A 13,636-nucleotide genomic window follows, 5' to 3' on the forward strand; every position below is an offset into this window, starting at 1 on the left:
ACCACCCCCCCACCCCCACCCCCCCCCACACGCTCGTCTTGTGGTTCGCGCCCCCCCCCCACACCCCCCTCGACTCCGCCGGGGCTTGTCGTAGGCCGATGTAACTATTACAGTTACGACATGGAGAGGGGTGATGGGCGGCATGAGTGCGAACAGTAGGTTGACCGTCGCCGCACACGCCCTGACCTGGATCGGGCTGTACCAGCGCCGTGGCCACGAGGTCGCCACCTCCGAGCAGATCGCGACGAGCGTCAACACCAATCCCGTGGTGATCCGCCGCCTGCTGGCCCAGCTGCGCAAGGCGGGCCTGGTCGACTCGCGAAGGGGTGCCGGGGCCGGCTGGACGCTGTCGCGGGACCTGTCGGCGATCACCCTGCTCGACGTCTACGAGGCGGTGGAGCCGGGACCGATCTTCGCCCTGCATCCCGCCACGCCCGACCCCGAGTGCGTCGTGGGCCACGGCATCGCTCCGGTGATGGCCGCCGTCTACGGCGGGATCGAGGCCACCCTCCGCCGGGAGCTGGCGGGGACCACGCTGGAGGATGTGCTGCGCGACGTGCTGAAGGCCGCCTAGCCTCGGCCGTGGCAGTGCTTCCTGCGTCGCTTCCTGCGCCGCTTTTTGTGCCCAAAAATGTAACAAGAATAGTTACGTCAAGATTCGGAGAATCTCATGGGACAGCTGGACAACAAGACCGCCCTCGTCACCGGCGCCTCCACCGGCATCGGCCTGGCCATCGCCCGCCGCTTCGCCGCCGAGGGGGCGACCGTGTACCTCACCGGGCGCCGCGAAGCCGAGCTGGCGGCCGCCGTCGAGCAGGTCGGCAGCCGGGGTGTCGGCATCCGGGGCGACGTGTCGAAGCTCGACGACCTCGACCGGCTCTTCGCCGAGATCACCGAACGCAGCGGCCGGCTCGACGTCGTCGTGGCCAACGCCGGCCTCGGGGACTTCGGCCTGCTCGGCGAGATCACCGAGGAGGAGTACGACCACACCACCTCCGTGAACCTCAAGGGCACGGTCTTCACCGTGCAGAAGGCCCTCCCGCTGCTGTCGGCCGGCGCCTCGGTGATCCTGCTCTCCTCCAGCGCGGCCCTGCGCGGCGTCCCGGGCCTGGGCGTCTACGCCGCCACCAAGGCCGCGATCCGCAGCCTCGCCCGCACCTGGGCCACCGAACTCGCCGGTCGGGGCATCCGGGTCAACGCCCTCACCCCGGGCCCGGTCGCGACCCCCGGGGCCGACGAGCTGCGGGCGGCGTACCCCCAGGTCGATCAGGCCGTCGCCACGACCCCGCTCGGCCGCATCGGCCGACCCGAGGAGGTCGCCGCCACCGCCCTCTACCTGGCCGGGGACCAGAGCTCCTTCACCACCGGCGCGGAACTGCTCGTCGACGGCGGCGTCACCCAGCTCTAGGGGATTCACCTCGGGACAGAACCTGAGCGGAGTGGAAAAGCGGAGTGGGAAGTCGGACCCGCCGACTTCCCACTCCCTCACCGGACTTCGGTCAGCGGCACAGGGCCGTGTCCACGACGTTCTCGACGTGCTCCGAGCCGGCGGCGTCCGGCGGGACGGTGGTCACCGCGATGTTGACGGCGCGGCCGTCGTCCGTCGCCCCGCCCCGGGTCTCGTAGCCGGGGATGTCGCCGCCGTGGCCCCAGTAGACGCCGCCGCAGGACAGCGGCCGGCTGATGAGCCCCAGGCCGTAGGCGGCGCCGCTGTCGCCGATGGGGACGGTGGTGCGCATCTGGGCGAGCTGGGCCGGTTGCAGGAGGCGGCCGCCGAGGAGGGCGGTGAAGAACTGGTTGACGTCGGAGTTGGTGGAGATCATCTGGCCCGCCGCCCCGCCCGCGGAGGGGTCCAGCTCGGTGAAGTCGATCAGGTGCCCGTCGGCCGCGTCCTTGCGGTAGCCCTGGGGGTGGGCCTCGCGGATGGTCCGGTCGCCCTGGGCGGGGTAGTAGGTGTGTCGCAGGCCGAGGGGCTTGATGATGCGCTGGTCGATCTGCTCGGCGATGGGGCGGCCGGTGACCTTCTGGACGACCAGGCCGGCGAGCACGTAGTTGGTGCTGCTGTACTTGAAGCTCGCCCCCGGGGCGAAGTCGGCCTTGTGCTGGAAGGCGATGTCCAGCAGGTCGCGCGGCTCGAAGTACCGGTGCTGGAGGGAGGGTTCGTCGAGGTATCCCTCGTAGTCCGGGAGTCCGCTGGTGTGCTGGAGGAGCTGACGGACCGTGGTGTGGCGCCCGTCGATGCCGTCGCCGCGGACCAGGCCGGGGAGGTAGGACTCGACGGGCTCGTCGAGGCCGATCTTCCCCTCGCCGACCAGCTGCAGCACGACCACCGCCGTGAACGTCTTGGTGTTGCTGCCGATCCGCACCTGGCCGTCGACCGGCACCTTCGCGCGGGTGGTGACGTCGCCGACCCCCGTGGTGTAGGTGCGGGTGCGGCCGTCACGGCCCTGGACGCTGGCCAGCGCGGCGGGCAGGCCGTCGTCGCGGACCAGCGCGTTCAGCCCCTGCTGGACGGTGTCCGGGCGGGGGGCGGCGGCGGCCGTGGACGGCGCCAGGGCGGTGCCCGCGGTCATGACGCCGACGGCCACCGCGGCCGCCGCCGCCACGACGACCCCGCGCCGACCGGCCTGCGGGCGCCGGGAGGAAAGTCCGGAGGAAAGCCGGGACGAACGCCAGGAGGAAGGTCGGGAGGAAAGCGGCTGCCACATCTGCTCACGCACGAGTCAACTCCGGTGCAATCAAGGGGAGGCCGGGAAGTCCTCCCCGGCTGTGATCGCCAGTCTGCTCGGGCGGCCCGCCGATGACCTCCCTCGACCGGGGGAGCACTTTCTCCCACGTTTCCGCGATGCGCACCGACCGCCCCGCACGCCGACCGCCCCGCGCACCGACGAGGGGCCGGCCCGCCGGGGGAGCGGGCCGGCCCCGCGGGCCTGGTCGGGCGGTCGTGGCCGCCCGGTCGTGTTCAGCCGATCGCGCCGACCGCTACTCGGTCAGCATCTTCTCGCCGGCGTCCGGCAGCTTGGTGCCGTTCTTGTCGAAGAACTGCCACGACGTCACCTTCTTGCCCGGCTGCTCGGGGACCACCAGCCGCTGGTACGGGGAGTCCCCGACGGCCTTCAGCCACGGCTCCATGACCGTGCCGTCCGACCAGGTCACCAGGACCTTGCCGACGTCCGGGCCGAGGGCCATCACGGCGAGCTTGATCGGGAGCGGACCGGGCGTGCCGGACTTGTCCCGGGCGCCCATCAGGCCGCCGCTGAACGTGTCGGCCATCCGCGGGTCGAGGTGGCCCGGCGCCGGGTAGCTGCCCGCGTTGTCGTGCGGCTGGCGCACCCCGTCCAGGGTGACGTAGTCGTTCACGACGTCCTCGTTGGGCTGCCAGTACTGCTGGACGTACGCCTCCGTCGGCTTGTCGAGCGAGGGGTCGACGGCGTGGCGCTCCTCCCAGACGGCCACCGCCTGCTCGTACGCCCGCTCCTTCGGGGCGACCGGCCAGAGCGCCGTCCAGAGCTTCCACGTCTTGCCGTCGGGGGTGTTGCCCTGGGCGAGCGTCACCCGGACCGGGGTGAACGGGTCCCGCTCGGCCGTCGCCGTGCCGGACGGCTGGGCGGCCGGGCCGCCCCCGGTGCCGCCGCCGGGACCGCCGTTGGCCGGGACGAGCGCCTGGGCGCCGCTGCTCGCGGGGGAGCTGTGCAGACCCGCCATCGTCCCGCCGCCCAGCACCACCACCGAGGCCAGTGCGAGCGCGCCGACCACCGACCGGCGCCGGCGCCGGATCCGGCGGCCGCCCGCCATGATGTCCGCCATCGGCGCCGGGCTGATCGTGGCCCCGGCCGCCACCTCCGCCAGGCCGAGTCCGACCCACACGTCGCCGTCGTCGCCCGCCGCGCCCATGCCGACCGTCCCGCCGTTGCCGCCCGCGCTCATACCGCACCTCCGATGCTCGTCATGCCCTTGATTTCCTTCAGCGCTGCGGCCCCCCGCAGTCTCGCGATCCCCTTGGCCGCGTGGCTGCGCACGGCGCCCGTCGAGCAGCCCATCGCCTCGGCGGCCTGGCTGTCGCTCAGGTCCTCCCAGTAGCGCAGCACCACGGCCTCGCGCTGGCGGGCCGGCAGGGCGGCCAGCGCCGTCATCAGCGCGCCGCGCTGGTCGGAGCGGGCGTAGCAGTCCTCTGCTCCGGCCTCGTCCGGCACGGCGTACACCAGCAGTTCCGGCGCGCGGCGGCGCCAGCGGCGGGCGTGTTCGTTCACCAGGATCCGCCGCACGTAGCTGTGCGGATCGCCGGCCCGTCGCACCTTCGCCCAGGCCGCGCAGGCCTTCTCCGCCGCGGACTGCACCAGGTCCTCGGCCGCGTACTGCTCCCCGGCCAACAGGTACGCCGTCCGCAGCAGCCGTGGCCAGGCCCCGACGATGAACGCCTGGAACTCCTCGTCCCGGTCGGTCTTCGTGCCTCCCATGAGCACCTCCTCACCCACCTAGAGCCCGGAAGCGGCCCAAAGCGCTTACTCCCTCCGATCACCAAACCGGTTGGCGTCCCCCAGAGGCGTCGATACGATCCGCGGATGATCCTCTCCCATGACGTATCTCATGACCTGCCGGGCGACCGCCCCACCGTGGTGCTGCTGCACTCGTCCGTGTGCGATCGGAGGATGTGGGACCCGCAGTGGCAGGGGCTGGTCGACGCGGGCTACCGGGTGATCCGGGGCGACTTCCGGGCCTTCGGCGACACGCCGCCGGCCGACGCCCCGTACAGCGACGCGCAGGACGTGCTGGCGCTCCTCGACCACCTGGGCGTCGAGAGCACCGCGCTGATCGGCGCCTCGTACGGGGGGAAGGTCGCCATGGACGTGGCGGCGCTGCGCCCCGGGGCCGTCACCGCGCTGGCCCTGCTCTGCTCCGGGGCGGCCGAGCACGTCGCCGGTGACGCCCTGATGGCCTTCGCCGCACGGGAGCGGGAACTCCTCGCGACCGGGGACGTCGAGGGCGCCGTCGAGCTCAACGTGGAGACCTGGCTGGGCCCGGAGGCGGGCGACGAGGCCCGCGAACTCGTCCGCCGGATGCAGCGGCGCGCCTTCGAGGTGCAGACGGACGCCGAGATCGGCCCCACCGACGACGAAGCGGACCTCTCCCGGATCACGGCGCCCTGCCTGGTCGTGACCGGCGGCCACGACGTGGACGACTTCCGGCAGATCGCCGACTCCTTGGCGACCCGGATCCCCGGCGCCCGCCGGCTCGAACTGCCCTGGGCCGGCCACTTCCCCGGCCTCGAACGGCCCGAGGAGACCTTCGAGTTGCTCACCGGATTCCTCCGCGAGACGGCGTAGGCGCCCCGAGGAGCGCTGCCTCAGCCGGCGGAGTCGCGCCGGTCGGGGTAGGCCGGGTCGGGGCAGGGCGGGTCGGGGCAGGCTTGGCCGGGGAAGGCCGGGTCGGGATCGTCCAGCAGCAGCTCCAACAGCGGTACGGCCGCCTCCAGTTGACGGCACTGCTGCGGGGTGAGGCGCGCGCTGCGGCGGGCCAGCAGGGCGGAGCGCTCCCGGCGGATCCGGGTGATCGCCGCCAGGCCGGCCGGGGTGAGTTCGAGCAGCTGGGAACGGCCGTCCAGCGGGTCGGGGGTCTTGGCGATCAGGCCGTCGGCGGTCAGCGGGGCGATCGTGCGGAGCACGGACGGCACGGCCACCCCCTCCCGCGCGGCGAGTTCGCCGAGCCGCAGCGGGCCGTGCACCTCCACCCGGGCCAGGGCGGAGAGTTGGGCGACGGTGAGGTCCTGGCCGCCGGAGGCGCGGGCCATCTGCCGGTTGAGCCGGCCGATCGCCAGGCGCAGCCGGACGACGGCCTCGGCGGAGAGACCGGCCCCGGCTCCGCCGTGGCTCCCGGCCTGGGCGTCGGCGTCGGCGGCGGTTGCGGCCTCGGCGTCGGTCGCGGTGTCGGCGCCGGTCGCGGTGTCGGCGTCGGCGCCGGTCACGGAGTCGGTCACGGCATCGTGCCCGGTCATGGCCTGCGGGCCTTTCCGCGCGGTGCGGGCCGGCGCACGCCGGGCCGTTCAGCGGGCCCGACCGTGCCCGGCCGGGTGCGGCGGGGCCGGCGCGGCCCGGTCCGCTCGCGGACCAGCGAGGCCGCCGCGGCGACCAGCGACATGGCGATCGCCAGCCAGAACACCACGACCAGGCCGTCGTGGAAGGGGCCCGAGATCAGTTGCGGGAAGAACTCCCGGCCGGTCAGCGTCCGGGCGTTGGCCGCCGGCAGCATGCCGAGCACGTGCGGGCCCAGCAGCTGCTGGATCGGGTTGTACCCGAGGAACGCGGCGAAGAGCGTGCCGACCGGTGGCAGCGAGGCGATGGTGTGCGCGTCGGCGGCGGGCACGCCCTGCGCGGTCAGTCCGGCGGTGAGGGTGTGCGGCAGCGAGTCGGCCAGGCCGGCCACCATCAGCGAGAAGAAGACGCCGATCGAGAGCACCATGCCGGCGTTCTGGAAGGTGGCCCGCATGCCGGAGGCGGCGCCGCGGGCCTCGGCCGGCACGCTCGACATGATCAGCGAGGTGTTGGGGGCCGCGAACAGGCCGCCGCCCAGCCCGTTGAGGAACACCAGGACGGCGAACCACGGGTAGCCGAAGTCGGTGGGCAGGAGCAGCAGTCCGGCGAAGGACAGGGCCATCACCACCAGTCCACCGGAGGCGAACAGCCGGGCCCCGGCCCGGTCGGAGAGGTAGCCCGAGACCGGCCCGGCGGCCAGGAAGCCGACGGTCAGCGGGACGAGGTAGATGCCCGCCCACAGCGGGGTGTCGGCGTAGTCGTAGCCGTGCAGCGGCAGCCAGATCCCCTGCAGCCAGATGATCAGCATGAACTGGAGGCCGCCGCGGGCGATCGAACCCAGCAGGGTGGCCGCGTTGCCGCCGGCGAAGACCGGGTCGCGGAACAGCGCCAGCGGGAACATCGGCTCGGCGACCCTGGACTCGACCAGGCAGAAGGCGATCAGCAGCGCCACGCCGCCGAACAGCCCGCCCATCACCCAGGGGCTGGTCCAGCCCATGGTGTGGCCGCCGTAGGGCTGGATGCCGTAGGTGATCGCGGCGAGCAGGGCGGTCAGGCCGACGGCGAAGGAGACGTTGCCCCACCAGTCGATCCGGGCGGGCCGCCGTACGCCGGTCTCGCGCAGCGACCGGTAGGCCCAGACCGTGCCGAGGATGCCGATCGGCACGTTGACCCAGAAGATCGACCGCCAGTTCCACTCGGCCAGCAGCCCGCCCAGCACCAGGCCGATGAAGGAGCCGGCGATGCCCGCGACGATGTTCACCCCCAGCGCCATGCCGCGCCGGTGGGCGGGGAACGCGTCGGTGATGATCGCGGCCGAGTTGGCCATCAGCATCGAGCCGCCGATCGCCTGCACCACCCGCCAGCCGATCAGCCACAGCGCGCCCGGCCCGCCGTGCAGCGGGTCGAGGGAGAGGGCCACCGAGGTGAGGGTGAAGATCAGGAAGCCGGCGTTGTAGATCCGGACCCGGCCGTGGATGTCGCCCAGCCTGCCGAGGGTGACCACCAGGACGGCGGTGACCAGCATGTAGCCCATCAGCATCCACAACAGGTAGCTGACGTTGCCGGGTTGGAGCGGGTCGAGGCCGATGCCGTTGAAGATCGCGGGGAGGGAGATCAGGACGATCGAGGCGTTGACGGTGGCGATCAGGGTGCCGAGCGTGGTGTTGGAGAGGGCGACCCACTTGTACCGGGGATGGTCCGCCGCCACGGCTCCGCGGACCGCGCGGACGGGCCGGCGCCTGCCGTTGTTCGGGATCTTCGTCGCCACCGCTGCCCCCAGGTGAGTGGCAGACCGGGGCCGCCAGTCGGAGAGTACTTCGATAGCTTTCGCTAACTAACGATAGTCCGACCACCCCACTGCCGGTAGCCCGCAGGCGTCCCGGAGGCCGCCACCGGCCACCGGCCACCGGCCATCGGTCCGCTCCCGCGCTGCCGGGAGCCCGGCGGCCGGTTCGTGCTCGCGGGCCCGCGTTCGCCGACCCGGCTGCTTTCCGACGCGTCGCATGCACATTTCCGCCACATTCCCGCAGTGCTGCGCCGCCTTTCGCGGCGCCGGATGTCCGAATTGCCTGACCGGGGCGGCTTCGTGTCGAATTCCTTGACATGACCACCTTCTCGTTTTCGTCTGTCGCAAGTAAAACTTCGCAAAGAATGGCTCTCCACAGGGGGGTCACTGACCTGCGCAATCAACATATTGTTGCAGCTCAGAGGCCTGATGATCACCCTTCGCCATACGGGTGTAACCGGTCGTGTCCGCGCCGACCGGCATTCCGCAGGAGTACGGTTCCGGAGGAATCGCCGGGCGTGCTCGCGAGTAAAGTCGAGCAGCCTTGCGGGACTATTCGCCATGCCGTGAAAAGCCGTACCGGGAATTGGTGCGAAGTATGGGTCAGAAAAAGGGTGAGCCGGGGGCCTCGGGGGCCGCCCGCCCGATATCCCTCAAGTTAGCCGTCGAAGTCCTGCGCGGCGTCGCGCAGGTGGACTTCATGCCGTCCGCCGTCTGCGGCCTGTTCTTCGTGGCCGCACTCTTCGCGGCCGGCTGGCGCTACGGCGTCTACGGACTGCTCGGCAGCGCCGTCGGCACCGCCGTCGCGTACGGCCTGCGGCTGGCGCGCGACGCCGTCGAGGCCGGGCTGCACGGCTACAACGGCTGCCTGGTGGCGCTGGGGTGCGCGGTCTTCCTCGGCCCCGACCACCCCGCCACCGTCGCGGCGGCCGTCCTCGGCGCCGTCGTCGCCGTGGTGGTCACCGCGGGCCTCGGCGCGGTGCTCGACAGCTGGAAACTGCCCGCGCTCACCGCGCCGTTCTGCCTGGTCGCCACCGCGACGACGGCCGCGGCGCCCGGCTTCCGCCACCTGTGGCACGGCACCGGCGCCCCGACCGCCCTGGCCGGGCCGGCCGCCGGCCCGATCGGGCTGACCTGGGACCAGCTGTGGCACGGGTTCTTCGCCAACATCGGCCAGATCTTCTTCATGCCCCAGTGGTACGTCGGCCTGCTGTTCCTGGCCGGCATCTTCGCGGCCAGCCGCCCGGCCGGCCTGCTGGCCTGCGCGGGCAGCGCGACCGGGCTGCTCACCGCCTGGGCGCTCGGCGCGCCCGCCGACGCCGTCGGCCAGGGGCTGCTCGGGTACAGCGGGGTGCTCGTCGCGATGGCGCTGTGCGGCGTGTTCGTCGCCCCCGGCGGGTGGAGCGCGGCCTACGCCGTCCTCGGCGCGGCCGCCGCCACCGTCCTGACCCCGGCGCTGGCCGCCGCCACCGCGCCGTTCGGCGGCCACGCCTTCACCTGGCCGTTCGTCCTGACCACCATGCTGTTCCTGGCGGCGGTGCCGGCCATTCCCCGGCTGCGCAGAGTCTGACCGGGTTTCGGTAGCCCGAATTCCCGCCCGTGACAGGCGTGTTCATTCGGAGTTCCTGCGGAGTTCCCTCGGAAAGGAAGAGTGATTCCCGTGAATCTCGCCCCGCGTGAGATGGACAAGCTGTACATCTACGTCGTGGCCGATCTGGCCCGCAAACGCCGCGACCGCGGTGTGAAACTGAACTACAGCGAGGCCTGCGCGCTGATCAGCGAGGCGATCATGGAGGGCGCCCGGGACGGGCGCACCGTCGCCGAGTGCATGGAGATCGGCAAGCAGGTCGTCAGCGGCGAGGACGTCATGCCCGGCGTCCGCGAGATGCTGCCGCTGCTCCAGGTCGAGGCCGCGTTCCTGGACGGCACCAAGCTGGTCTCCTGCCACGACCCGGTGGGTGCCTGAGCCATGACGGTACGTCAGTCGGAAACGGTGACCGGTCCGACGCCCGCGCCGACCTCGGCCCCGACGTCCGCCGCCACGGTGGTGCTGGCCGGCGGGCACGAGAGCGACGGCGGCCGGGACCTGGCCGCCCTGGTGGAGCGCGAGCCCGCCGTCCACGCCGCGGCCGCCGCCGGCCGGGCGCTCGGCGAGGCCGTCCGCTCGGCGCTGGCCGCCACCGACGGCCCGGTGTGCGTCGTCCCGATGACGCTGGGCCGCGACCCGAAGCTGGTGGCCGACACCGCCCGGGCGCTGCGCTGGCTGGCAGCGGGGGAGGGGCGCGGACGACTCGCCCTGACCGGGGCGTTCGGCGGCAAGGACCACCTCGTCGGCTGGCTGCGGGCCGCGGCCTCCGCCGCCCCCGGGCCCGACGGCGCCGTGCTGGTCACCGCCCCGGCGGCCGGCCCCTTCGAGGACGCGGACCTGTTCCGGATCGCCCGGCTGGTCCGCCAGTACGGCCACCACCGCTGGGTCGAGGTGGCCTTCGCGGGCGGCGACCCCGACCTCGCCGAGGGCGCCGAACGCTGCCGGCTGCTCGGCGCCCGCGAAGTGACGGCCGTCCCGGCCTCGTTCGGACCGGCGCTGCGCACCGAACTGCCCGGGGTGCGGGACGGCGGACCGCTGCTGCGGCCGGCCGCGATCGCCGGCGTCGTCGCCGCCCGCACCGCGGCGGCCCTGCACCTGCTCGGCCACGGCGAGGACGGCATCCTGGCCGGCCTCGACGCCGAGCACGGGCACGGCTACGCGCACAGCCACGGCCCCGGCGGGGACCACTCGCACGGCCACGGTGCCACCGGCGGACACACCCACGGCCACACACATCACTGAACCGACTGAACTGAACCGACAGAGAGGAAGGGCCCGCCATGTCTGGTGGCGCCACGTACCTGTACGGCGACGACCCGGTGGAGATCAACGCCGGTCGCGCCCAGGTCACCATCACGGTCAGCAACACCGGCGACCGGGCGATCCAGGTCGGCTCGCACTACCACTTCTTCGAGGCCAACCGCGCCCTCGACTTCGACCGCAACGCCGCCTACGGCAAGCACCTGGACATCCCGGCCGGCACCGCCGTCCGCTTCGAGCCGGGCGACACCAAGGACGTCACGCTCGCCGAGTTCGGCGGCCACGGCCGCCTGATCGGCTTCAGCAACCTCGTCGACGGCGGCATCAGGTCGGCCGACACCCGCGCCCGGGCGATCGACCGGGCGATCGCCCTCGGGTTCAAGGGCACCAACCTCGACCACAAGGAAGGCGACCGCTGATGGCCACGCTGTCCCGCAAGCAGTACACCGATCTCTTCGGGCCCACCGTCGGTGACCGCTTCCACCTCGCCGACACCAACCTCGTCGTCGAGATCGAGAAGGACTTCAACCAGGGCCACTACGGCGACGAGGCCGTCTACGGCGGCGGCAAGGGCATCCGCGACGGCATGGCCCAGGACCCGGCCGCCACCTCCGCCCAGGGCGCGCTGGACCTGGTGATCACCAACGTCGTCGTGATGGACGCCGTCCTCGGCGTGGTCAAGGGCGACATCGGCGTCAAGGACGGCTTCATCACCGCCGTCGGCAAGGCCGGCAACCCGCACACCCAGAGCGGCGTGCACCCCCGGCTGGTCATCGGCCCCGGCACCGAGGTGATCTCCGGCGAGCACCTGATCGCCACCGCCGGCGGCATCGACACCCACATCCACTTCATCGCCCCGCAGCAGGTGCAGGAGGCGCTGAGCAACGGCATCACCACCCTCATCGGCGGCGGCACCGGCCCCTCCGACGGCACCAACGGCACCACCTGCACCCCCGGCCCGTGGAACATCCACCGGATGTACCAGGCGGTCGAGGACCTCCCGGTCAACGTCGGCCTCCTCGGCAAGGGCAACGGCTCGCTGCCCGGCGCCCTGCGCGAGCAGGTCGAGGCCGGCGTCTGCGGCCTCAAGGTGCACGAGGACTGGGGCAGCACCCCCGCCGCCATCGACAGCGCGCTCGGCGTCGCCGACGAGTACGACGTCCAGGTGGCCATCCACACGGACACCCTCAACGAGGGCGGCTTCTTCGAGGACACCCTCTCCGCCATCGACGGCCGCACCATCCACACCTTCCACACCGAGGGCGCGGGCGGCGGCCACGCCCCCGACATCATGCGGATCGCCGGCGAGCCCAACGTCCTGCCGTCCTCCACCAACCCCACGCTGCCCTACACCGTCAACTCGGTCGACGAACTGCTGGACATGGTGATGGTCTGCCACCACCTCAGCCACGACATCCCCGAGGACGTCTCCTTCGCCGACTCCCGGGTCCGCGCCGAGACGATCGCCGCCGAGACCGTCCTGCACGACGAGGGCGTCATCTCGATCTTCTCCTCGGACTCGCAGGCGATGGGCCGGATCGGGGAGTCCTTCACCCGCGCCTTCCAGACCGCCCACCACTGCAAGGACCAGCGCGGCAAGCTCGACGGCGACACCGAGCGCAACGACAACTTCCGCGTCCTGCGCTACCTCGCCAAGCTCACCATCAACCCGGCCATCGCCTCCGGCACCGCCGACCACATCGGCTCGCTGGAGAGCGGCAAGCTCGCCGACATCGTGCTCTGGCCGATCAACTCCTTCGGCGCCAAGCCCAAGATGGTCATCAAGGGCGGCGTCATCAACTGGGCGCTGATGGGCGACCCGAACGCCTCGCTGCCCACCCCGCAGCCGGTCTACTACCGCCCGATGTACGGCGCGCTCGGCCGGGCCAAGCAGGCCACCCGGGTCTCCTTCATGTCGCAGGCCGCCATCGACCTCGGCGTCCCGGCTCAACTCGGCCTGGACAGCAGGGTCCTGCCCGTGCGGCGCTGCCGCTCGGTCGGCAAGCAGCACATGGTCCGCAACGACGCGCTGCCGAAGATCGCCGTCGACCCGGAGACCTACAAGGTCACCCTGGACGGCGAGCCGGCCACCATCGAGCCCGCCCGCGAACTCCCGCTCAACCACCTGTTCTACCTCGCGTGAGCGGCGCTTCGGGGCTCGGCTCTTCGGGGCCCGGTTCGTCGGGGTCCGGTTCGTCGGGGCCCGGCTCTCCCGGGCTCGGGGGAGGCCTCGACGCCCTGCTGGTCAGCCTCCAGCTGACCGACTCGGCCTTCCCCAGCGGCTTCTACACCCTCTCGCACGGCCTGGAGGGCTACGCCCAGGCCAAGGCCGTCACCGCGGACACCATGCCCGACCTGCTCACCGACCTGCTGCGCCACTCGGTCGGCCCCGGCGACGCCACCGCGCTCGCCCTCGCCCACGGCGCCGCCCGGGCCGGCGACTGGGGCCTGCTGGTCGAGGTGGACCAGCGGCTGCACGCCACCAAGCTCAACCGCGAGCTGCGCCTGGCCTCCACCCGGACCGGGCGCCAACTCCTCGACATCGCCCGGGAGTCGATCGGCGGCGAACCGCTGGACCGGTACGCCGAACTGGTCGCCGCCAAGCAGGCCCCCGGCTCCCAGCCGGTGGCCGCAGGAGTCGCCTACGCCTCCGCCGCCGTGCCCGTCGACCAGGCCGTCGCCGGCGACCTGTTCGCCTTCTGCACCAGCTTCGTCGGCGCCGCCCTGCGGCTGCGGCTGACCGACCACCGCAAGGCGCAGGTGGTGCTGCGGGCCGCGGCGCCGGTGATCGAGGAGACCGTACGGGCCGCCCTCACCCGGGAGTTGGACGACCTGGGCGGGTGCGTGCCGGTCGCCGACGCGATGTCCGGACGGCACGAACGGGCCGAGGCCCGGCTGTTCGCCAGCTGAACCGCGTCCGGGAGGTGCGGGCGGGCGCCGGAGTGTCGCAGCTCCCGCTCCTCCCGGACACAG

General features: G+C 72.7%; 14 protein-coding genes. 9 read left to right on the plus strand and 5 right to left on the minus strand.

Features of this window, described 5'->3' with window-relative positions:
• The first annotated feature begins 142 nt into the window (after nucleotides 1–142).
• Together ACFWPT_RS00275 and ACFWPT_RS00280 are read left to right on the plus strand one after the other, a co-directional pair.
• Nucleotides 143–574, plus strand: a complete 432-nt coding sequence (locus ACFWPT_RS00275) for an Rrf2 family transcriptional regulator (RefSeq protein ID WP_380423767.1) — start codon at nucleotides 143–145, stop codon at nucleotides 572–574.
• 96 nt (nucleotides 575–670) lie between these two features.
• Nucleotides 671–1,408: an SDR family NAD(P)-dependent oxidoreductase gene (locus ACFWPT_RS00280; RefSeq protein WP_380368869.1), complete on the plus strand. Its 738-nt coding sequence runs from the start codon at nucleotides 671–673 to the stop codon at nucleotides 1,406–1,408.
• A 91-nt stretch (nucleotides 1,409–1,499) separates the two neighbouring features.
• On the opposite strand, the gene ACFWPT_RS00285 is transcribed toward ACFWPT_RS00280, so the two are convergent.
• The 3 genes from ACFWPT_RS00285 to ACFWPT_RS00295 form a co-directional block, all read right to left on the minus strand.
• Nucleotides 1,500–2,606: a serine hydrolase domain-containing protein gene (locus ACFWPT_RS00285; protein WP_380478334.1), complete on the minus strand. Its 1,107-nt coding sequence runs from the start codon at nucleotides 2,604–2,606 to the stop codon at nucleotides 1,500–1,502.
• Between the two features lie 376 nt (nucleotides 2,607–2,982).
• Nucleotides 2,983–3,927: a hypothetical protein gene (locus ACFWPT_RS00290; protein WP_380478336.1), complete on the minus strand. Its 945-nt coding sequence runs from the start codon at nucleotides 3,925–3,927 to the stop codon at nucleotides 2,983–2,985.
• Complete coding sequence (locus ACFWPT_RS00295) at nucleotides 3,924–4,457, minus strand: SigE family RNA polymerase sigma factor (RefSeq protein WP_063349820.1); 534 nt, start codon at nucleotides 4,455–4,457, stop codon at nucleotides 3,924–3,926. Before ACFWPT_RS00295 ends, ACFWPT_RS00290 begins: the two co-directional genes overlap by 4 nt.
• A 105-nt stretch (nucleotides 4,458–4,562) precedes the next feature.
• Between ACFWPT_RS00295 and ACFWPT_RS00300 the strand changes: the two genes are divergently transcribed.
• The gene (locus tag ACFWPT_RS00300) at nucleotides 4,563–5,324 is read left to right on the plus strand and encodes an alpha/beta fold hydrolase (protein WP_380368876.1); all 762 of its coding nucleotides are present in this window, start codon (nucleotides 4,563–4,565) and stop codon (nucleotides 5,322–5,324) included.
• A gap of 20 nt (nucleotides 5,325–5,344) precedes the next feature.
• Here ACFWPT_RS00300 and ACFWPT_RS00305 read toward each other — a convergent pair whose 3' ends face one another.
• On the minus strand, nucleotides 5,345–5,992 hold the full coding sequence (locus ACFWPT_RS00305; protein ID WP_380478338.1) for a MarR family winged helix-turn-helix transcriptional regulator: 648 nt from the start codon (nucleotides 5,990–5,992) through the stop codon (nucleotides 5,345–5,347).
• Entirely contained in the window at nucleotides 5,989–7,797 is a 1,809-nt protein-coding gene (locus ACFWPT_RS00310) for an MFS transporter (RefSeq protein ID WP_380478340.1), read from the minus strand. Before ACFWPT_RS00310 ends, ACFWPT_RS00305 begins: the two co-directional genes overlap by 4 nt.
• Nucleotides 7,798–8,413: 616 nt before the next feature.
• Between ACFWPT_RS00310 and ACFWPT_RS00315 the strand changes: the two genes are divergently transcribed.
• From ACFWPT_RS00315 to ACFWPT_RS00340, 6 genes are all read left to right on the plus strand, one after another.
• Nucleotides 8,414–9,385 carry an urea transporter gene (locus ACFWPT_RS00315; RefSeq protein WP_380368885.1) on the plus strand — a complete coding sequence of 324 codons (972 nt, stop codon included), beginning with the start codon at nucleotides 8,414–8,416 and terminating at the stop codon, nucleotides 9,383–9,385.
• A gap of 90 nt (nucleotides 9,386–9,475) precedes the next feature.
• On the plus strand, nucleotides 9,476–9,781 hold the full coding sequence (locus ACFWPT_RS00320) for an urease subunit gamma (RefSeq protein WP_063349823.1): 306 nt from the start codon (nucleotides 9,476–9,478) through the stop codon (nucleotides 9,779–9,781).
• Nucleotides 9,782–9,784: 3 nt separating this feature from the next.
• Complete coding sequence (locus ACFWPT_RS00325) at nucleotides 9,785–10,645, plus strand: sirohydrochlorin chelatase (RefSeq protein ID WP_380478342.1); 861 nt, start codon at nucleotides 9,785–9,787, stop codon at nucleotides 10,643–10,645.
• Nucleotides 10,646–10,683: 38 nt separating this feature from the next.
• Nucleotides 10,684–11,082 carry an urease subunit beta gene (locus ACFWPT_RS00330; protein ID WP_063349825.1) on the plus strand — a complete coding sequence of 133 codons (399 nt, stop codon included), beginning with the start codon at nucleotides 10,684–10,686 and terminating at the stop codon, nucleotides 11,080–11,082.
• Entirely contained in the window at nucleotides 11,082–12,806 is a 1,725-nt protein-coding gene (ureC, locus tag ACFWPT_RS00335) for an urease subunit alpha (protein WP_063349826.1), read from the plus strand. Before ACFWPT_RS00330 ends, ureC begins: the two co-directional genes overlap by 1 nt.
• On the plus strand, nucleotides 12,803–13,573 hold the full coding sequence (locus ACFWPT_RS00340) for an urease accessory protein UreF (protein WP_380478344.1): 771 nt from the start codon (nucleotides 12,803–12,805) through the stop codon (nucleotides 13,571–13,573). Before ureC ends, ACFWPT_RS00340 begins: the two co-directional genes overlap by 4 nt.
• Nucleotides 13,574–13,636 lie beyond the last annotated feature (63 nt).

Source organism: Kitasatospora sp. NPDC058478, from assembly GCF_042720345.1.
Classification (GTDB): domain Bacteria; phylum Actinomycetota; class Actinomycetes; order Streptomycetales; family Streptomycetaceae; genus Kitasatospora.